This is a genomic window from Heyndrickxia oleronia, from assembly GCF_017809215.1.
Lineage (GTDB): Bacteria > Bacillota > Bacilli > Bacillales > Bacillaceae_C > Heyndrickxia > Heyndrickxia oleronia.
Genome location: NZ_CP065424.1, coordinates 2,526,162 through 2,546,034, shown reverse-complemented (window position 1 = coordinate 2,546,034; position 19,873 = coordinate 2,526,162). Strand labels below are relative to the sequence as shown.

Here is a 19,873-nt window from a genome sequence, read left to right as displayed (position 1 = left end):
AAGATGAATGGTACAATAGAATATACAGTAACAGAACCAACTATTTTAGATGCATTTATCACGGTGGCACCTTATCTTAATAAGCTGGTGCATGATGATATAACAATTGGTATTTATAATACAGAGAAATTAATTTTGAATATTCCCGGTAATACTTTTTCACTTAATGTAAAGCCTGGTGATCCTCTTGCAGAAGGGGATATAATAACGGATGCAATTAGAGAAAATCGTGAAAAAACAGCCATCGTTCCTAAAGAGTTATTTGGCTTTCCACTTCTGGCAAAAGCAATTCCTCTGCATGATAAAAACGGAAGAGTCATTGGTGGAGTAGGTCTTGGCACGAGTTTAGAAAAAGCAAATAAATTATATGAGGTAGCAGAAAGCCTATCTGCTATTGTTGAGGAAACAGCCGCTTCTATTGAGGAAATTACAGGATCTATAACAAATCTAGCCAATCAGGTTACTGATATTTCTGTTCATATGAAAGAGGTTAGTACAGGTGCTGATCAAATTGGACAAATTTCTTCAGTAGTTAAAGGGGTCTCAGATCAAAGTAATTTGTTAGGTTTAAATGCAGCTATAGAAGCAGCAAGAGCAGGAGAATCAGGGAGAGGTTTTTCAGTAGTTGCTGATGAAATAAGAAAACTAGCTACCAATTCAAAAGAAAATGCAACGCAAATCGATGAAATATCGAAGAATATTCAAAATCTCTTGAAAAACTTAAATACATCCTTTTCTGGGATTCACGAATTAACGGATTCTCAGTCCGCTGCTATTCAAGAAATAAGTGCGACAATCCAGGAAATAAGCAAAAATGCTCATCATTTAGCAATGATGGCTCAAACAAGTTTAGAATCCGGAAAATAAAATAGACGATAAAGAGGAATCCATGTTGTGAAAAACATGATTCTTCTTTTTTATGTAGAAAATGCTGTTTTCAAAAAGGGGAATTTTGCATAAATAAAGAATTACTTATAGAAGAAGATATTTGAAGGGGGATTGCAATGAAAACAGCTTTAGTGCTTGGTGGAACAAGATTTTTTGGGGTTAAACTAGTTCATTCACTCATTCGTCAAGGGGTAGAGGTAACCGTAGCAACAAGAGGAAAAACAAATATCCCTTTCTCGGATAAGGTGAAGCTTATTACATTTGATCGAAATAGTCTCGATTCTTTCCAGACTGCATTTGAAGGTGGACAATGGGATGTCGTGTATGATCAAATTTGCTATTCAGGTGTAGATGCAAGAAATGCGGTCGAGATTTTTCAAGATAAAACAAAAAAATATATCTTCACCTCTACATTGTCTGTGTATGATCTCCTAGATAAAGAGTTAGTTGAAAGGGATTTTGACCCATATACATACCCAATTGATCTAAAAGAAAAGGATGAAGTGTCCTATCAAGAAGGAAAGCGTCAAGCGGAGGCTGTATTTTTCCAGAAAGCATCGCTACCAGTCACAGCAGTCAGATTTCCGATTGTACTTGGAGGTAATGATTATACTGAGAGAATGACATTTTATATAAATAAGGTCATAAATGATGAAGCGATTTATTTAAGAAACTTAGATGCATCTATAAGTTTTGTGAATGAAGACGAAGCAGGGGATTTTTTGGCTTGGATTGGCCAGACTAATTTTGATGGCCCTATCAATTGCTGTACGAATGGATCTGTTACTTTACGAGAATTTATCTCTTTTATTGAACTAGCAGCTGGCAAAAAAGCTAAGGTTGAAATTACTCAGAGTGATAATAAACAAACTCCTTATTCGATTCCTAAATCATGGACCATGAGCAATCAAAAAGCAAGAGATTTAGGCTACCACTTTCAAGACATTCATCAATGGCTGCCTGAACTAATTAAAAAATCAATCTAATATCCTTATAAATAGAAATATTGCCAAGTGTAATATTTCTATTTTTTATAAAGCATCTTTTCTCAAGCATTGTTGCTACTTAACTTAAGTTTTAACGAATAACGATTGGCTGAAGATCGTTTACTGAGAAAAGAGCTGTAATCTCCATAAGAACCACTGGATTCCATTATTGGTTGTAAAAGTAGGCAGTTAGACTTTTGCAACAGCAATAAATGATAGGAAAACAGCCAATTAACAAATCCATTGTTAAAAGGGCAATTATCAAATCACTAAAAGAAGAATGATGGATAAACTATTATATAGTTTCTTTTGATTTGGTATCTTATGAATTTTGTTGTATTTACAAATACTTACAGCCGACTTTTACACGTTATGTTACAGGTCTATTCTTAGTAAAATCAAGGAAGCTGATGTTCAAACTATATTTTTAATCAATGATTGTAACAAAAATATAGGGAAGAGCCTTAGATACGGATTGGCTAACAATATATAAAGGGAAAAATTCAACATAAATATATAGGTTTTCACTTCTAAGAGGAGGATCGACATGTTTGTTTGTTCGAATGAAATACAAGATCGACTTCTAAAGATTTTTCAACAGCTTCATCAAACCCCAGAGATTAGCTGGGAAGAAAGGGAGACAACTAAAATAATTGCGGATATTGTAGAAAAAGAAGGATGTAAAGTTTCTAGATTTGAAAATCAAACTGGTCTTATTGCAGAAATTGGGAGCGGAAAACCGGTTATTGCTATTCGAGCTGACATGGATGCATTATGGCAGGAGGTAGATGGAATATTTCAAGCAAATCATTCTTGCGGGCATGATGCCCATATGACAATTGTATTAGGGGTATTATTCTTATTGAAAAATACTTCTTTCAAAGGTACTATAAGATTTATTTTTCAACCTGCAGAGGAAAAAGGGCAAGGGGCATTAAGTATGGTTGAAAAACAGATTGTAGATGATGTAGATTACCTTTTTGGAGTTCATTTGCGTCCATATCAAGAAGTTCCAAATGGATATTGTTCGCCAATGATTATCCATGGTGCCTGTCGATTTATCAATGGGAATATTATTGGAGATGATCTCCACGGTGCAAGACCTCATCTAGGTGCAAATGCTATTGAGATAGGTGCCACTCTTGACCAAATGCTTAAAACCATACACATTGATCCCCTTGTACCATCATCTGTTAAACTAACTAAGTTTCAAGCTGGTGGAGAGAGCTCCAATATTATACCTGGTAATGCTGAATTCAGTATAGATATGCGGGCTCAAACGAATGAAGCGATGGAAAAAATGCAATCAAAAATTGACTTAATGATCGATGCATTAGAACGTTTTTATGAAGTCAAAATCCCTTATCAGATTAGTTCGAATGTCCCTGCAGCAGTAACCAATGAAGATGCTTGTGACATATTAAAAGAAGCAATCTTTCATGTTTTAGGAAGTAATCGATGCGTACCTCCAATCCAAACAACAGGTGGGGACGATTTCCATTATTATAAAATTAAACGACCGGAATTAAAGGCAACAATGCTTGGATTAGGTTGTGACTTGAAGCCTGGGTTGCATCATCCTAATATGACTTTTGATCAAAAAGCAATATTTACCGGTTCGACTATACTAGCAACTGCCATAAATATTGCATCTAATAAATAATTTATCCTTACTATATGTAAGTACAAAAAAGGAGACATATAAATGTGAAACACATTTATGTCTCCTTTTTACTTTAATGTATATGATTTTTCAAATCTCTGTTTTTTAAAAAATGGTTTCGTATAGTAAAAATAAGTTTAGTAATATTACTAGAACTGCAACAACCCATGCAATCATAGTCGTAATTTTATGGTTGGTTAGACCACCCATAATTGTTTTATTACTTGTAAACATGATCAGTGGTACTAATGCAAAAGCAATTCCAAATGAAAGAATCACTTGACTCATGACTAATGCATCGGTTGGATTAACTCCAGAAATGATAATAGCAAGAGCAGGTAGCATTGTAATGGCTCTTCTTAAATATAAATTTATTCTTACATTGATAAACCCTTGCATAACTACATCTCCAGCCATTGTTCCAACAGATGAGCTAGATAGACCGGCAATTAATAAACCAAGTCCAAAAGAAATTGCCGCAACTGGTCCGACATAGTGACTAAATTCATGAAATGCTATATCTAGGTCCTCTACAACTAAACCATTTTTAAAAAATAAGGCAGCAGAAACAATTAGCATACACATATTGATTGCACCAGCAATGATCATCGCAATAACAATATCAATAAATTCAAATTTAAAGATTCGTTTCTTTTCTGCATCATTTCTACCAACTATACGATTCTGTGTAAGCGAAGAGTGCAGATAGATCGCATGTGGCATAACTGTTGCCCCTAAAATACCAGCAGCGAGTAAAATACTGTCAACGCCTTCAAATTTTGGTGTAAGCATTCCTCCAAAAACGGCTCCCATATCAGGTTTAGCTAAAAATGTTTGAAAAGCAAATGCTAGAACCACTATAAGAACCATTGCTGCGATACCTGCTTCCAATGAACGAAATCCGCGTCGCTGTAATTCTAATATTGCAAATGAACCAACAGCAGTTATCAATGCGGCAGGTATCATAGGAATGTCAAATAGCAAATATAATCCTAGTGCTGCACCGATAAATTCAGCTAAATCTGTTGCAATAATGACTAACTCAGATTGAATCCATAAAAAGATTGAAACTCCTTTTGGAAATCGATCTCTAGCTACCTCAGGTAAGTTTTTTCCTGTCGCAATACCTAATTTTGCAGATAATGATTGAATAAGGACAGCCATCAGATTGGAAATAGCAATCACCCATAATAAAAGATAACCATATTTGGAGCCAGCCGTAATGTTTGTTGCAAAATTTCCTGGATCAATATACGCCACTGCAGCAATAAATGCAGGTCCTAAAAAGGGAAGGATTTTTTTGATTCCTGTAACCTCACCTCTTAAGACTGCATGAGCAGATACACTTGTTTTACTTTTTTTGGTTATATATTTTTTTGTTAAAGTTTTCTCACTCATTGTTTGTTTCCTCCCCACCCAAATGTAAACCTTTAACAAAAAAGTTTGCTTAGGGAAAAATTAGGTTTGTGATTATTTTATTCAATAATTATAAAAATGTAAACAATTTTTATTCGTTATTTTGCCCAATAATCATTTTGTTTTCTCCATATGTTTACAACCTATTTTTGGAAATGGCGATTTGTGTATTTTTTCAGTTGAATAATGAAGGACTTTAGTAATTTATTGAGAATTATTGTATTAAAGAAAAATTTTAGATGTAAATTGGAAAGGAACTGATTATATGAATAAAACTGGCCTTACTTTTTCCATCGATTCATTTATTGTAGAGCGTGGAAAAATAAAGGAATTTGTGCTGGCAATCGGGGATGAAAATCCAATTTATAAAGATCTTTCCTACGCTAAAGAAATGGGATATAAGGATATACCCATTCCCCCTACGTTTCCAACGGTGATTGAAATGTGGGGTGGATTAGATTTCGAAACGATCATTCAGGAGCTCGAACTAGATCCACTTATGGTTTTGCATGGTGAACAGGAATACGAATATTTAGATGAGATTTATGCTGGAGACACGATTTCCTGTTCTGCTAAAGTAACTGCACATGTTAAAAAAAGAAGAATGGATATTATAACAATTGAAGTAGTCTATAAAAGAGATTGTGAAGTCGTGTTAATTAGTCGTTCCAATATTATTGAAAGAAAGGGATGAAAATAATGGATAATCTAGAAACCATACATAAACCAACAATCACTCATACACAACTTGTAAGATATGCAGGAGCTTCAGGGGATTTTAATCCAATCCACACAGTTGTACCAATCGGTGAGAAGGCAGGATTAGGGGGGGTTATTGCCCATGGAATGCTAATCATGGGACTAGCTGGAGATGCAATAGGTAAATGGTTTCCGAGAAGAAATCTTCGCAAATTTAATGTTCGTTTTTCTGCGATGACGAGACCAGGTGAAAGCCTGTGTATAGAAGGTTCTATCATTGATGAAATAGAAGTGGACGGCGAGATTAGATATGTAGGGAATATTACTGTAAAAAATCGTGAGGGTGAAAGAAAATTAAAGGGCCAATTTCAAGTAAAAAAAGAAATTTGAAAGGGATTGTCGAATAAGACAATCCCTTTATTTATATAATTCAATATTCATTTTGGTCAATATATACTTCAACGGTTTCTGTAAATACCTCTAATGTTGCTTTTGTGCCTATCGGAATAGTTGTTATTGGATCTGTATGTCCAAAATTTACATTAGCTACTATAGGAATGCCTCTTAATTCATATTTGGATTCAATGATTCTTCTCAAGGCTGATTCTGTCATATTCGAGCCTTTTTGAAATCTTCCGATCATTATTCCTCGAACTTTATCAAATTGAGGCAGGTGTAGTAAAGCCTGTAAATTTCGTTCAAAAGATAAAGGGTGAGATTCTTCATCATCTTCAATAAAAAAGATACTGTCTTCTATAGAAGGTAGAAATTCCGTTCCTTGTAACAAATTGATAGTAGAAAGATTCCCACCAATTAGCTTTCCTTCAGCCGTTCCCTCTTGAATTATCATGTATTCGTTAGGAAGATATTGTCGCTCTTCTTCCTCTATATACCATTTGTCATCACTCCATATGTTTGAAGGAATTATTTCAAAAGGTGCGTCATTCGTAACTGCCTCTAAAAAGGATTGAAGTGTATATGCTGATGTTTTTTTCATACCAAAGGTGGAAAAATGCGGACCTGAGTATGTAATTAATCCTGTTTTTTTGTAAATGGCTAGTTGAAGTGCTGTAATGTCACCATGACCACATAAGATTTTTGGATTATTTTTAATTAGGTTATAATCAATATTTTTTAAGAGTTGGTTAACATTGTATCCACCAATTGCTGTTAAAATTCCTTTTACATTTGGATCCTGAAAAGCATCATGTAAATCTTTTAAGCGATGTTTGATAGATGTTGAGAAAAATTCATCATGTTCATCTACATATTTTCCAAATGATATGTTAAATCCTAATGATTCTAAACACTGTACAGCATTTTCAATTTGTTTTCCTTTTATAACGGCCATACTTGTCGAAGGAGCTAACACTCTTATCTCATCACCTGGTGTTAATCTATTGGGTAACATATATTCTTGTCCTTTCCTTTTTTTCCTATTATAGCATTTGTTGTTTTTTTTCGTTCATTTCATTGTCGCTTGTCTGAACAATCCAATCATAATAAATAATTTTGAAATATTAACATAAAATTGTATAGTTATATTAGAAAATTAATCTAAATTAAATAAGGAGGAAAATTGTATGGATGAACGTACTTTTCGAGACGCTATGGGGAATTTTGCAACAGGAATTACTGTGGTTTTAGCTGAAATTGATGGACAAATTCATGGTATGACAGTGAATGCCTTTATGTCTGTTTCACTAGATCCAATGCTTGTTATGGTTTCAATAGATGAAAAAGCTATGATGTATGAAAAAATTATAGATGCAAATCATTTTTCTATTTGTTTCTTAAGAGAAGATCAGCAAGATTATTCCATGATCTTTGCTAATCAAAAACAACCAAATCACCCCATTCAATTTGATCGTTTCGATGGTCAACCAATTTTAAAAAACCCCTTGGCAGCAATTACATGTAGTAAGTATGAATTAAAGCAAGCTGGAGACCACATGCTTGTACTTGGAGAAGTCAAGAATATTCTTATAAACGAAGGAAAGCCGCTTTTATATTATCAAGGGCAATATAAAAAGATTACTGAATAAAATTGGAAACGATTTAATTAGTGAGTAACGTTTTGGGAAAGAGGGATTTTGAGTTCTTTAATTGTACATGGATTGGGGGTCTGATTAATTGATCAAAATACTAATCGCAAATCCTGATGAATTTGAGGCAAAAGGGATTCAATGGCTCATTGAAACGTCTATTTCAAACGTAAAGGTCATACTAGGAAAAAATTCACTTGAAACTTTAACGATCCTAGAAAATGAGAAACCACATATACTGATATATGAAATGAATATTGGAATCGATGATTCTTTACTAAAAGTAATTAAAATAACTGAGCCTGCTATCATCTCTCTCACAATGGAAGCGACATTTGAAGCGGCGAAAAAAGCAATTGACATAGGAACGAATTTTTTATTAATTAAACCATTTTCTCCGCAGGAACTTTTACATCATGTTCAAACTCAAATACGAGATGTTATACATAAACATTTAAGCTTAACTACCGAAGCTAAGTTATTAGGTTCCCCAGAGATTGAGTATGAGGATATATTTATTAATGGAACGAAATTAGCTTCACCTTATATATTCATAGCATTTCAGCTTGAAAAATCCTATCTTTTATCAAAATTGAATAGTTTTTTAAAAGAATATTCATTTCCGGTAAAACCTTTAATATTTCCGCTAAGTGATATGACATTATGTGTATTTCACTCCTCCACATCTATTAATTGGAGTGAAATATGTCAGCGCTTATTGTTCGATTGGGAACAAAGGGAGAAAGAATCGATTTGTATTATTATTAATCGTGAAGATCATCCTGATTTAACTTTACATGATAAATATATACATACAAAAAAGATGACAGAAGTCACGTTTTTTGTCGGTTATAAGCAGGTGTTAGAATTTAGTAAAGAATTGCAATGGCAATTTATTGATCCATTTCTAACACCTAACGAACAAAAACAATGGATTCGATTTTTAAATGAAGGAAATAAAGAAGGGATATCGGATTTTTTAGTCACTAATTTTTTGGATATTTCAGACTCCTACCCGGATCCAGGTTTATTAAGGATCCGATTGACAAGTATTCTTGCTCAAATCCGAAGACATATGAAATCCGTGAATTTAAATGATCAATTTTTTGAACAGGAATATTTACATATTTTTGATAGTATCTTGTATGAACCTGTTATTTATCGTATTGTTCAAAAACTTCTAATCTTCATATCGACGATTTTGGATGCGGCTGGGGAAATTAGTAAAAGTCAACATCTCAATATTATTGATCAATGTATCCATTTTTTAGAGTTAAATTATTGGAAACCCGAATTGGATTTAGCGGATTTAGCGAATTTTGTGGGAAGAAATGCTTCCTACTTAAGTCATTTATTTGTTGAAAAAACAAAAAAAACATTCCGTGAAAAATTAAATGAATTACGGATAAAAGAAGCAAAAAGATTATTAGTGGAGACCGATATGTCTATTAAGGAAATTGCAATCCTATCAGGCTTTCAAAACCAGCATTACTTCTCTAAAGTATTTAAAAAAATGGTCAATCAAACACCAAAGCAATATCGATTATTGGAAACGATTGAAAATTATTGAATCGATCTCCATCTGAAGACTGAAAGTAAATCAATCATAAAAACGATCAAAGTTTTCAGAGAAAATAGTAGGATAAATATAAGAAAGGCATATACGAATATTTCGCAATCTTTCTATAATAAAGAAAGTTTAGGAGGCTACCATGTTAAATAAATCAATAATTGAAGATGTACTTAACGAAGCTTTATCGACAGGAGGAGATTTTTCAGAAATATTTATTGAAGATCGTTTCACCAACAATATGACACTACATAGTGGAAAATTGGAAACTAGTCTTTCTGGAAGAGATTTTGGAATCGGGGTCCGAGTATTTAAAGGGTTACAAAGTGCTTATGCGTATACAACAGATTTCAGTCGAGAAGGATTAATAAAAACAGCTAAAAATGCAGCACAAGCAATTAAAGGAAATAAAATTATACAATTATCCCCATTTGAACCAAGAACCTTTAATAATCAACATCCCATTGAAATTATTCCTCAAGATGTTGAAAAAACAAGGAAATTATCAGTGATGAAAAATGCATATGATATTGCCAAAAGCTATCATTCTAGTATTTCGCAAGTAAATGTTCGCTATTCGGATGAGGAGCAAAATGTTTTAATCGCTAATTCTGAAGGAACTTTTGTTGAGGATACACGTATTCGCAGTAGGATGTTAATTCAAGCGATAGCCACACGTGATAACCAAATGGAAACTGGCTATTATGGGCCTGGTGCATTGCAAGGATTTGAATTTATTGAAAATCTAAATTTAGAACATTATGCAAGAGAAGCTGCTCGAATTGCAGTTACCATGTTAGATGCAAGTCCATGTCCGAGTGGGAAGTTTCCGGTAATCATTGATAATGAATTTGGCGGTGTTATTTTTCACGAAGCCTGTGGACATGGATTAGAAGCAACAGCTGTAGCAAAAAAGCATTCTGTATTCGCTGATCGTTTAGGTCAACAGGTTGCACCAGAAATTGTTACGTATATTGATGATGGTACGCTAAAAAATGAATGGGGTTCTATCAATATTGACGATGAAGGAGAACTTTCAAGAAAAAATGTTCTTATTGAAAATGGTATTCTCAAAGGCTATTTGATTGATAAATTCAATTCAAGAAGAATGGGTATGGAATCAACTGGATCAGGAAGAAGGGAATCCTTCCGCTTTGCTCCAACCTCCCGAATGACCAATACGTATATTGCACCCGGAAAGTCATCACCAGAGGAAATTATCTCTAATACTGAGAACGGAATATATACTAAATATATGGGCGGAGGACAGGTTAATACTACGACAGGTGATTATAACTTTGCAGTAATGGAAGCGTATGAAGTGAAAAACGGAAAACTAGGTAAGCCTTTAAAAGGAGCTACATTAATTGGAAACGGTCCTAAAACATTACAGAAGGTAGATATGGTTGGGAATAATTTAGGGCATGGTGCAGGAATGTGCGGTTCGCAAAGTGGAAGTATACCTGTAAATGTAGGACAGCCAATGATTCGTGTAAGTGAAATAACAGTAGGGGGAAGTAATGAATGAATATAGGAGAATTTCAATTCCAACTATTTGAAACTGCTTTAAATGAAGGATTTACGGATGTTGAGATGTATTATGAAAAGAAAGAAGTATTTGGCTGCCAAGTATATAAAGGGGAAATAGACCATTATGAAATTGCAGAGGATGGTGGAATATCTTTTCGTGGGTTAATTGAAGGAAAAATGGGCTATGCCTATTCGGAGAAAATTGATGATGATTCTATTCGATTTTTAGTACAGCATGCAAAGGAAAATGCAGTAATCCTTCAAGAGGACGGATTAGAAGAGATCTTTGAGGGCAGTAATTCTTATGAAAAGGGTGACTTCTTTTCTAATTCTTTAAATGAAACGACCATTCCAGAAAAAATACAATTTATCAAAGAAGTAGAGAATAAAGTACTTTCATATGATCCAAGAATAAAAACTACAGATTATTGTAGAATTCAATCTGAAACTATTACACGAAAGATTTTCAATAACAAAGGACTATCATTAAGTGACCAAATGAATTATTTATATGTTTATGTCAGTGTTGTTGCAAAGGAAGGCAATGAAACAAAAACCGGGGTAGGATTTGAAATAACGAAAGATTTCCACTCATTACAGGCAGATAAAATAGCAGAAAAAGCAGCAAATGAAGCACTTTCGCAATTAGGATCTAAAAATATTGAAAGTAAAAGTTATCCTGTATTATTAAAAAATGATGCAGCGGCAAATTTTTTGTCTGTTTTTGTACCAAATTTTTCTGCAGAAAACACACAAGCAGGACTATCCGTTTTAAAAGATAAGCTAGGAATGAAAATTGCAAGTGATAAAGTGTCTATTATTGATGATCCATTTTTGGAAAAGGGGCTAGCATCAAGAACATTTGATAGTGAAGGTGTAGCTTCGAAACCATTAAACTTAGTGGAATCAGGTGTTTTACGTTCATTTTTGCATAATTTAAAAACAGCAAAAAAGGATCAAGTTGTTACGACAGGCCATGCAAAGAAGGACTCATATAAAGGTTCGGTAAAAGTCGGTCCATCAAATCTGTATATTAAACCTTCTACTATCTCTTTCAAAGAATTAGTTAACGATATGAAAGAAGGAGTATTCATTACTGAACTATCTGGATTACACTCTGGTGTGAACACAGTATCAGGTGATTTTTCCGTTGCAGCAAATGGCTTCTATATTAAGGATGGAGCTATTCAATATCCCGTTAACTTAATGACCATTGCCGGCAATTTTTACGAATTATTGAATGATGTTGATGCAGTCGGCGCTGATTTGAATTTTCCTTTAAACAATATTGGTTCTCCTTCACTTTGTATCAAATCATTATCTGTTACTGTAGAATAAATTGATACGAAAGTAATATCCGTTCGTTTACTAGATTTTAAGGCAAAGTAAGAGGGGCACACTGATAAAATCAGCAAGCCCCTTCGTCATTGATTTTATTCTTTGAAACCCGTATTTGCTTTGACAGCGACTTCTGCAAAGCGTTTAGCATCTTGCTTCTTAGAAACCACTGTTCCAATATACGCCCCGATAAAACCTAATGGAACCGAAATAATCGCTGGATTTGTTAGTGATATTAAAGGCTCCCCGACAAAAATGGCAGCACCTTCAACAGGAGAAAACACATTAGGACTAATAATTACGAGAATTAAAGATGATAACAATCCAGAGAGCATTCCTGTAATCGCACCAGAAGTGTTAAATTTTTTCCAATAGATTGTAAAAATTATTACGGGCAAATTTGCACTTGCTGCCACACAAAAGGCAAGTGAAACTAAAAAAGCAACATTCATTTTTTGTGTAAATAGAGCTAATAGAATTGATAAAATAGCTACGCCTACTGAAGCATATCGTGCTGCAAGCATTTGTTGTTTCTCTGTAATTTTTCCTTTTTTTATTATCTCACCATATATATCATGGGCAAATGCAGAGGCACCGGACAACACTAATCCCGCAACAACAGCCAAAATGGTTGCAAATGCTACAGCTGATACAAATGACATTAGGAAATCACCACCAAGTGCTCCAGCTAGTAAAGGAGCAGCCATATTACCTGCTGCATTTGCTTCAATTATCTTATCAAACCCAACAAAATAAGCGGCACCAAAACCTAGGAATATCGTTAATACATAAAAGATTCCAATAACCCAAGTTGCTGAAATAACCGAACTTCTAGCGGTTTTCGCATCTTTAACAGTAAAGAATCGCATTAAAATATGTGGTAATCCAGCAGTACCTAGAACAAGTGCAAGCATTAATGAAATTGTATCTAGCGGTACCTTATACTTAACTCCAGGTTTTAGATAATCTTCTCCAAGTGGTGTAGCTGTTTTCATTTCAGTAAACATTTCGAAAATATTAAAATGAAATTTGGCTAATACCATAATTGAAATGACAATAGTTCCCACCATTAACAATACAGCCTTTATAATCTGTACCCAGCTTGTAGCTGTCATTCCACCAAAAAGGACATATATCGTCATCATAATTCCAACAATTAACACAGCAATCCAATAATCAATGCCAAATAATAATTTAATGAGTGCACCAGCACCAACTAACTGAGCAATCATATAAAAGATAACAATTGTTATTGTGTTTAATGCTGCAACTGCCCGGACTTTCTTCGCATCAAATCGTGAATTAATCATATCTGCTAAAGTATATTTTCCAAGATTTCGCAATGGTTCTGCAACGATAAATAACACAACTAAATAAGCAATAAGAAAGCCAATACTGTAGAAAAATCCATCAAATCCATTAAGAGCAATCATCCCTGCAATACCTAGGAAAGATGCTGCTGATAAATAGTCTCCTGCAATCGCTAAACCATTCTGCCACCCAGTTAAACCACCGCCGGCAGTATAAAATTCACTTGTTGTTTTCGTACGTTTTGCTGCAAAATACGTAACCACTAACGTAATTCCAACAATTAATAAAAATAAGATGATTACAGTAGCACTCATGCACTAATTTCTCCTTTTTTCTTGTTTTCTTCAATCACTTCATCGGCCAGCTTATCAAAATATGATGCCTTTTTGACATAAACGATACAAAGTACCCAAGTCATAATAAACTGAGCGAAAGCAAAAACCCAAGCCCATGAGATGTCTCCAAATGCAATTTTATTGAGAATATTTGAGTAAGAAGTTAAAAATGGTAATGTAAAGTAGAATACTAAGAAGAATATCGTTAATGGAACAATAAATTTTTTCTTAGAGGTCATTAACTGTTGAAATTTATTGCTTGAAGCAATCTTTTCGAAATCAATAGATGTTTGGTCATTATTATCCTTTTTTGGCATAAACACGTTCTCCTTTCGTTATTTTCCCTACATTGTAATCGTAAAGTAAAGGGATTCAGCTTGTCAATATAATATTAAGATAATTCTGAATATAGAAAAATCTATTTTCACCCCCAATAATTTCATAGTTAAATTATGTATTTCAAAGAAAATAAGTATTTTAATAAAATATAAGAAAATCAAGCTTCCAAACTATACTCCTCTAATCATTCTAATTTAAGTATAAAAATATAAGAAAATTATAAAAAAAATAGCAAGCCATTATAAATAAACCAAAATTATCATTGAATAATTATAAAAAAACTAGTCTTTTTTTAAAACTTCGCAGAATATTTAGTCTTTATAATTAGATTATGAAATGAAAAGGAATTTAGGAGGGAACATAAAATGAAAACGCATTCAAAGAGAGAAATTACTAATTATACTGGGTCTGAATTACATGCAAAGGGATGGGTACAAGAAGCAGCACTAAGGATGTTAATGAATAATCTCAATAAGGATGTTGCAGAACGTCCTGAAGATTTAGTTGTTTACGGAGGAATAGGAAAAGCAGCAAGGAACTGGGAATGCTACGATGCCATTGTAAAAACATTGCATGAGCTTGAATCCGATGAAACTCTTCTTGTTCAATCAGGAAAACCAGTTGCCGTATTTAAAACACATTCAGATGCTCCAAGAGTATTAATTGCTAATTCTAATCTTGTTCCGGCTTGGGCAAATTGGGATACTTTCCATGAACTTGATAAAAAAGGACTGATGATGTACGGACAAATGACAGCTGGAAGCTGGATATATATTGGTAGTCAAGGGATTGTTCAAGGGACGTATGAAACATTTGCTGAATTAGGGAGGCAACATTTTGGTGGTTCACTTAAACAAACCATAACGGTTACAGCAGGACTAGGTGGCATGGGTGGTGCTCAACCTCTCGCAGTAACTATGGCAGAAGGGGTTTGTATTGCTATCGAAGTAGATGAATCAAGGATCGATCGGCGAATCGAAACTCGTTATTTAGATATAAAAACGACTTCATTAGAAGAGGCTATTCGCCTTGCTAAAGAAGCGAAGGTAGATGGAAAATCATTATCCATCGGATTATTAGGTAATGCAGCAGAACTATTACCAAAAATGATCGAACAAGGATTTATTCCTGATGTTTTAACAGACCAAACTTCTGCGCATGATCCACTAAATGGATACATTCCAATAGGATATACATTGGAGGCTGCTGACCAACTACGCAATATAAATCCAGAGGAATATGTAAGAAAGTCAAAGGATAGTATGGCTACACATGTTAAGGCGATGCTTCTAATGCAAGAAAAAGGGGCCATTACATTCGATTACGGCAATAATATCCGTCAAGTGGCAAAAGATGAAGGGGTTGAGAATGCATTTAATTTCCCTGGCTTTGTACCTGCATATATTCGACCACAATTTTGCGAAGGAAAGGGGCCATTTAGATGGGTAGCATTGTCTGGTGATCCTGAGGATATCTATAAAACAGATGAAGTAATACTTCGTGAGTTCAGTGATAATGAGCATTTATGTAAGTGGATTAAGATGGCTCAAGAGAAAATTCAATTTCAAGGTCTTCCTTCACGAATTTGTTGGCTCGGTTATGGGGAGAGAGCAAAATTTGGAAAGATCATTAATGACATGGTAGCAAGTGGAGAATTAAAGGCACCAATCGTAATTGGTCGTGATCATTTAGACTCTGGTTCAGTTGCCTCACCAAATCGTGAAACGGAAGGCATGAGGGATGGAAGTGATGCTGTTGCTGACTGGCCAATCTTGAATGCAATGATTAATGCTGTAGGTGGTGCAAGTTGGGTATCTGTCCATCATGGTGGTGGTGTTGGTATGGGTTATTCATTACATGCTGGCATGGTAATTGTTGCAGATGGCACGAAAGAAGCAGAAAAACGTTTAGAGCGTGTTCTAACATCTGATCCAGGAATGGGTGTTGTACGCCATGTGGATGCAGGCTATGATCTTGCAATAAAAACAGCGAAGGAAAAGGGAATCCATATTCCAATGTTAGGTAAATAATTAATGGATTTGCAATGGAGGGATGAAGCATGACAAATAAACCCATCTTAATTCAGCATGCAAATGAACTAATTACCGTAGCAGGAGGTTCAGAAAAACCTTTGACCAAAGATCAAATGAATGATCTTCATATTATTCTCGATGGTGCACTATGGTTAGAAGATGGAAAAATAGAAGCTGTTGGAAAAACTGAAGAAATTAGAAACAAATTTTCTCACCGTTTACATGAGGCTATTGTGGTTGATGCATCAGAAAAAATCGTTATGCCAGGACTTATTGATCCACATACACACATTGTTTATGCGGGTAGTCGAGAAAATGAATTTAATATGCGCCTCAATGGAGCTACGTATATGGAAATTATGAATAATGGGGGAGGAATTCATGCAACAACATCTAAAACACGAGAAGCGACACATGAAGAACTTTTTTCCGAAAGCAAAAAAAGATTAGATTCCTTCCTAAAACATGGGGTAACTACTATTGAAGCGAAAAGTGGCTACGGTTTAGATTGGCAGACAGAAAAGAAACAATTGGAAGTTGCCAAGCAATTAAATGAGGAACATGTAATTGATGTGATTCGTACATTCATGGGAGCCCATGCTGTACCTGCAATATATAAAGATAATCCAGATGAATTTGTAAAGATTGTAACCGAGGAAATGCTTCCTAATGTTGCAAATGAAAATCTTGCAGAATTTAATGATGTGTTTTGTGAGAGGGGTGTTTTCACCCCAGATCAAAGCCGTAAAATTCTATTAGCTGGAAAACAATTAGGGCTTATCCCGAAAATACATGCAGACGAAATTGAACCATATGAAGGAGCTGAGCTTGCTGCTGAAGTTGGAGCTATTTCAGCAGACCATCTTTTAAAAGCATCAGATAAGGGCATTCAACAAATGGCCGAAAAGGGAGTTATTGGTGTTTTATTACCCGGAACAGCTTTCTTTTTAATGGCTGAATCAGCTAGAGGAAGAAAAATGATCGATGAAGGTGTACCAGTGGCACTTTCTACGGATTGTAATCCTGGATCTTCACCTACTACTTCATTACCATTCATTATGAATTTAGCATGTATGAAAATGGGAATGACGCCTGCTGAGGCAATAACTGCTTGTACTATTAATGCTGCACATGCGATTAATCGAGGAAAAGATATTGGAAGCTTAGAAGTTGGAAAAAAAGCAGATATAGTTATGATGAATGTGCCAAATTATATGCAGCTTCCATATCATTATGGGATGAATCATACAGATATGGTCATAAAAAATGGAAAAATCGTTCTAGAGAATGGTCAATTATGTTGAAAGGAAAGTCAATCACCAAAATGACTGTTGATTGAATTTTCAGGGGATCATTTAGGCGATCTATTAAGGGGAACTTCCCTTTATGGATCGCCTTTCTTTAAACAAGGCTATTTTTGTATAGTTTGTTGCTTATATAAAAGATTCAGCGATTCTAATAAAGTTTGTAGCACTTTTCTCAGTGAATTGAAAGGTGTAGCGGTCTTCAGCTGAAAGTTATTTGTTACAACTTTACTTTAATAACAACAAATATTAGAAAAGAACCTTAAACAAAGGGGGAAATAGGGATGGCGAAAACAAATCCAGTAATACACACTCAATTGCAAACTAGACCATCGCATATTAAAGAAATTCTAAAATTTATTATTTTTAGTGCAATCGGCATTTTTATGTTTTTCATACCAATCAGTATTCAAGGAACTTCTTCTATTATGCTTGACCATATAGTAACATTCATCCAAAACAGAGTGCCTAATCTAATTCCGTATTATGCTTTATTAGTAATATTACTAGGTGCTATTTATCCTTTTTATACGAAAACCTGGAATAAAGATGGAATATCGATCTTTTTTTCTATTTTTAAAGTAATAGGGTTGGTTGTGGCAGGCTTACTTGTTTTTAATCTTGAACCTAAATGGTTAGCAGATCCTGATATGGGACCATTTTTATTTAATAAACTGGTCATCTCTGTTGGATTACTTGTTCCAATAGGCTCTGTTTTTTTAGCTTTACTCGTTGGTTATGGTTTATTAGAATTTATTGGAGTATTAATGCAGCCAGTTATGAGACCTATATGGAAAACACCAGGAAGGTCAGCTGTAGATGCTGTTGCATCTTTCGTTGGTAGTTACTCAATTGGTCTATTAATCACTAATCGTGTATATAAAGAAGGAAAATACACGGCGAAAGAAGCTGCAATTATTGCAACTGGATTTTCTACTGTTTCCGCGACATTCATGATCGTGGTTGCAAAAACACTTGGATTAATGGATAAATGGAATCTATATTTCTGGGTAACATTAGTCATCACTTTTATCGTTACTGCGTTAACAGTAAGAATTTGGCCATTACGTTCAATGAGCGATGAATATTATGAAGGTGTTGGAAAACCAGAGGAGATCGTTAAAGGAAATCGTTTTAAGCATGCATGGAAGGAAGCAATGGATGCTGTCCAACAATCTCCGAGTTTAGGAAAAAATATATGGATGAATTTAAAGGACGGATTCATTATGACGATGTCGATATTGCCATCCATCCTTTCTGTAGGTTTATTAGGTCTCGTTTTGGCTGAATTTACTCCAATCTTTGATATTATCGGTTATATTTTTTATCCTATTACTGCATTATTTCATTTACCTGAACCATTATTAGCTGCAAAGGCAAGTGCAGTTTCTATTGCAGAAATGTTCCTACCGGCTTTATTTGTAACAGGGAGTGCACTCGTTACAAAATTTGTTATTGCCGTTGTTTCAGTTTCAGCCATTATTTTCTTTTCTGCCTTAATTCCATGTATTGTCTCTACAGACATTCCAATTTCATTGCCAAAATTACTTATCATATGGCTAGAACGAGTGATTTTAACACTAATTATTACGATACCTATCGCATACTTAATACTATAATAACTATCATCCCTTTATCTAACTTTATTGATCCGTTCCAGGTCAGTAAAGTTTTTTTAATAAAGGAATTTTCAACAATTTATAGAATACGAATAGTAAAAGGTTTTATTGTACAACAAAGAGGTGTTAAAAGGAATGAATGTTTGGTATGTAAGCTATGGGTCAAATATTAATTTAGAAAGATTTATGTGTTATATAAATGGAACAAAACCTGAAGGATCTAATAAAAAAGAAAAGGGATGTAGGGATAAAACTCCTCCAAAAGCTATTAAGAGCGTTGTCCTCCCTTATCAACTTTATTTTTCTAAGGAAAGAAGTAAATGGGGAGAAGGGGGCGTTGCGTTCATCAATTATATCGAGGATTTTCGATGCAGTACTTTAGGTAGAATGTATTTGATAACGGACCAACAATTTTGTGATGTTGTAGCACAAGAAAATAATACAAAGGAGATGCTGATAGATCTTCAAAAAGTGATTAATCATAAATATTCAATCATTAATGATGGCTGGTATGGAAGAATTTTATTTTTAGGATATAAGGATGGAGCTCCTATGTTTACTTTTACAAATAATCAACTATATAAAAACATCACTATTAATAAACCCCATTCATCCTATTTAAAAACAATTACAAAGGGCTTATTAGAAATTGGTTTAGGTCTAGATGAAATTATCGATTACTTTTTAAAACAGCCCGGAATAAGAGAATATTTCACAAAAGAAAAGCTTTTTAAATATATCACTTAACGTGTACAACTATTGATTGACATACTATTCTGTATCAAAATAAATGAGTC

17 protein-coding genes are annotated in these 19,873 nt (G+C 34.3%); 13 read left to right on the top strand and 4 right to left on the bottom strand.

Annotated features, from left to right (window positions below):
- The first annotated feature begins 3 nt into the window (after positions 1 to 3).
- The 3 genes from I5818_RS12715 (at position 4) to I5818_RS12705 (ending at position 3,537) form a co-directional block, all read left to right on the top strand.
- Positions 4 to 867 (top strand): methyl-accepting chemotaxis protein, encoded by an 864-nt coding sequence (locus tag I5818_RS12715; RefSeq protein ID WP_058003695.1) that lies wholly within the window; start codon positions 4 to 6, stop codon positions 865 to 867.
- Between the two features lie 137 nt (positions 868 to 1,004).
- Entirely contained in the window at positions 1,005 to 1,874 is an 870-nt protein-coding gene (locus tag I5818_RS12710; protein ID WP_058003694.1) for an NAD-dependent epimerase/dehydratase family protein, read from the top strand.
- 547 nt (positions 1,875 to 2,421) lie between these two features.
- Complete coding sequence (locus I5818_RS12705; RefSeq protein WP_058003693.1) at positions 2,422 to 3,537, top strand: M20 peptidase aminoacylase family protein; 1,116 nt, start codon at positions 2,422 to 2,424, stop codon at positions 3,535 to 3,537.
- 105 nt (positions 3,538 to 3,642) lie between these two features.
- On the opposite strand, the gene I5818_RS12700 is transcribed toward I5818_RS12705, so the two are convergent.
- Entirely contained in the window at positions 3,643 to 4,935 is a 1,293-nt protein-coding gene (locus tag I5818_RS12700) for an Nramp family divalent metal transporter (protein ID WP_078110992.1), read from the bottom strand.
- 283 nt (positions 4,936 to 5,218) lie between these two features.
- Between I5818_RS12700 and I5818_RS12695 the strand changes: the two genes are divergently transcribed.
- Entirely contained in the window at positions 5,219 to 5,647 is a 429-nt protein-coding gene (locus I5818_RS12695; RefSeq protein ID WP_058003691.1) for an FAS1-like dehydratase domain-containing protein, read from the top strand.
- A gap of 5 nt (positions 5,648 to 5,652) precedes the next feature.
- A complete protein-coding gene (locus I5818_RS12690) occupies positions 5,653 to 6,042 on the top strand; it encodes a MaoC/PaaZ C-terminal domain-containing protein (RefSeq protein ID WP_058003690.1) in 390 nt (129 codons plus the stop codon).
- Between the two features lie 40 nt (positions 6,043 to 6,082).
- On the opposite strand, the gene I5818_RS12685 is transcribed toward I5818_RS12690, so the two are convergent.
- Positions 6,083 to 7,063, bottom strand: coding sequence for a S66 family peptidase (locus I5818_RS12685; protein ID WP_058003689.1), 981 nt, complete (start codon positions 7,061 to 7,063; stop codon positions 6,083 to 6,085).
- A 172-nt stretch (positions 7,064 to 7,235) separates the two neighbouring features.
- On the opposite strand from I5818_RS12685, the gene I5818_RS12680 reads away from it, so the two are divergent.
- From I5818_RS12680 to I5818_RS12665, 4 genes are all read left to right on the top strand, one after another.
- Positions 7,236 to 7,697 carry a flavin reductase family protein gene (locus I5818_RS12680; protein WP_078110993.1) on the top strand — a complete coding sequence of 154 codons (462 nt, stop codon included), beginning with the start codon at positions 7,236 to 7,238 and terminating at the stop codon, positions 7,695 to 7,697.
- Positions 7,698 to 7,785: 88 nt separating this feature from the next.
- Positions 7,786 to 9,267, top strand: coding sequence for a response regulator transcription factor (locus I5818_RS12675; RefSeq protein ID WP_078110994.1), 1,482 nt, complete (start codon positions 7,786 to 7,788; stop codon positions 9,265 to 9,267).
- Between the two features lie 142 nt (positions 9,268 to 9,409).
- Positions 9,410 to 10,795, top strand: coding sequence for a TldD/PmbA family protein (locus I5818_RS12670; RefSeq protein WP_078110995.1), 1,386 nt, complete (start codon positions 9,410 to 9,412; stop codon positions 10,793 to 10,795).
- Positions 10,792 to 12,135 carry a TldD/PmbA family protein gene (locus tag I5818_RS12665; RefSeq protein WP_078110996.1) on the top strand — a complete coding sequence of 448 codons (1,344 nt, stop codon included), beginning with the start codon at positions 10,792 to 10,794 and terminating at the stop codon, positions 12,133 to 12,135. Before I5818_RS12670 ends, I5818_RS12665 begins: the two co-directional genes overlap by 4 nt.
- Positions 12,136 to 12,230: 95 nt before the next feature.
- Here I5818_RS12665 and I5818_RS12660 read toward each other — a convergent pair whose 3' ends face one another.
- Positions 12,231 to 13,760 (bottom strand): solute symporter family protein, encoded by a 1,530-nt coding sequence (locus I5818_RS12660; RefSeq protein ID WP_078110997.1) that lies wholly within the window; start codon positions 13,758 to 13,760, stop codon positions 12,231 to 12,233.
- The gene (locus I5818_RS12655) at positions 13,757 to 14,098 is read right to left on the bottom strand and encodes a DUF485 domain-containing protein (RefSeq protein ID WP_058003683.1); all 342 of its coding nucleotides are present in this window, start codon (positions 14,096 to 14,098) and stop codon (positions 13,757 to 13,759) included. Before I5818_RS12655 ends, I5818_RS12660 begins: the two co-directional genes overlap by 4 nt.
- A 387-nt stretch (positions 14,099 to 14,485) precedes the next feature.
- On the opposite strand from I5818_RS12655, the gene hutU reads away from it, so the two are divergent.
- From hutU to I5818_RS12635, 4 genes are all read left to right on the top strand, one after another.
- Positions 14,486 to 16,150, top strand: a complete 1,665-nt coding sequence (gene hutU, locus I5818_RS12650; RefSeq protein ID WP_078110998.1) for a urocanate hydratase — start codon at positions 14,486 to 14,488, stop codon at positions 16,148 to 16,150.
- A gap of 29 nt (positions 16,151 to 16,179) precedes the next feature.
- Entirely contained in the window at positions 16,180 to 17,457 is a 1,278-nt protein-coding gene (gene hutI / locus I5818_RS12645) for an imidazolonepropionase (protein ID WP_078110999.1), read from the top strand.
- Between the two features lie 284 nt (positions 17,458 to 17,741).
- Entirely contained in the window at positions 17,742 to 19,076 is a 1,335-nt protein-coding gene (locus I5818_RS12640; RefSeq protein ID WP_058003680.1) for a YjiH family protein, read from the top strand.
- 135 nt (positions 19,077 to 19,211) lie between these two features.
- Positions 19,212 to 19,823 (top strand): hypothetical protein, encoded by a 612-nt coding sequence (locus I5818_RS12635; protein WP_071975939.1) that lies wholly within the window; start codon positions 19,212 to 19,214, stop codon positions 19,821 to 19,823.
- Positions 19,824 to 19,873: the final 50 nt, after the last annotated feature.

Coding starts and splice junctions, on each gene's coding strand:
- hutI (WP_078110999.1), top strand. CDS start 16,180: ATGACAAATAAACCCATCTTAATTCAGCATGCAAATGAACTAATTACC.
- I5818_RS12635 (WP_071975939.1), top strand. CDS start 19,212: ATGAATGTTTGGTATGTAAGCTATGGGTCAAATATTAATTTAGAAAGA.
- I5818_RS12685 (WP_058003689.1), bottom strand. CDS start 7,063: ATGTTACCCAATAGATTAACACCAGGTGATGAGATAAGAGTGTTAGCT.
- I5818_RS12695 (WP_058003691.1), top strand. CDS start 5,219: ATGAATAAAACTGGCCTTACTTTTTCCATCGATTCATTTATTGTAGAG.
- I5818_RS12665 (WP_078110996.1), top strand. CDS start 10,792: ATGAATATAGGAGAATTTCAATTCCAACTATTTGAAACTGCTTTAAAT.
- I5818_RS12670 (WP_078110995.1), top strand. CDS start 9,410: ATGTTAAATAAATCAATAATTGAAGATGTACTTAACGAAGCTTTATCG.
- I5818_RS12700 (WP_078110992.1), bottom strand. CDS start 4,935: ATGAGTGAGAAAACTTTAACAAAAAAATATATAACCAAAAAAAGTAAA.
- hutU (WP_078110998.1), top strand. CDS start 14,486: ATGAAAACGCATTCAAAGAGAGAAATTACTAATTATACTGGGTCTGAA.
- I5818_RS12690 (WP_058003690.1), top strand. CDS start 5,653: ATGGATAATCTAGAAACCATACATAAACCAACAATCACTCATACACAA.
- I5818_RS12710 (WP_058003694.1), top strand. CDS start 1,005: ATGAAAACAGCTTTAGTGCTTGGTGGAACAAGATTTTTTGGGGTTAAA.
- I5818_RS12715 (WP_058003695.1), top strand. CDS start 4: ATGAATGGTACAATAGAATATACAGTAACAGAACCAACTATTTTAGAT.
- I5818_RS12660 (WP_078110997.1), bottom strand. CDS start 13,760: ATGAGTGCTACTGTAATCATCTTATTTTTATTAATTGTTGGAATTACG.
- I5818_RS12705 (WP_058003693.1), top strand. CDS start 2,422: ATGTTTGTTTGTTCGAATGAAATACAAGATCGACTTCTAAAGATTTTT.
- I5818_RS12640 (WP_058003680.1), top strand. CDS start 17,742: ATGGCGAAAACAAATCCAGTAATACACACTCAATTGCAAACTAGACCA.
- I5818_RS12655 (WP_058003683.1), bottom strand. CDS start 14,098: ATGCCAAAAAAGGATAATAATGACCAAACATCTATTGATTTCGAAAAG.
- I5818_RS12680 (WP_078110993.1), top strand. CDS start 7,236: ATGGATGAACGTACTTTTCGAGACGCTATGGGGAATTTTGCAACAGGA.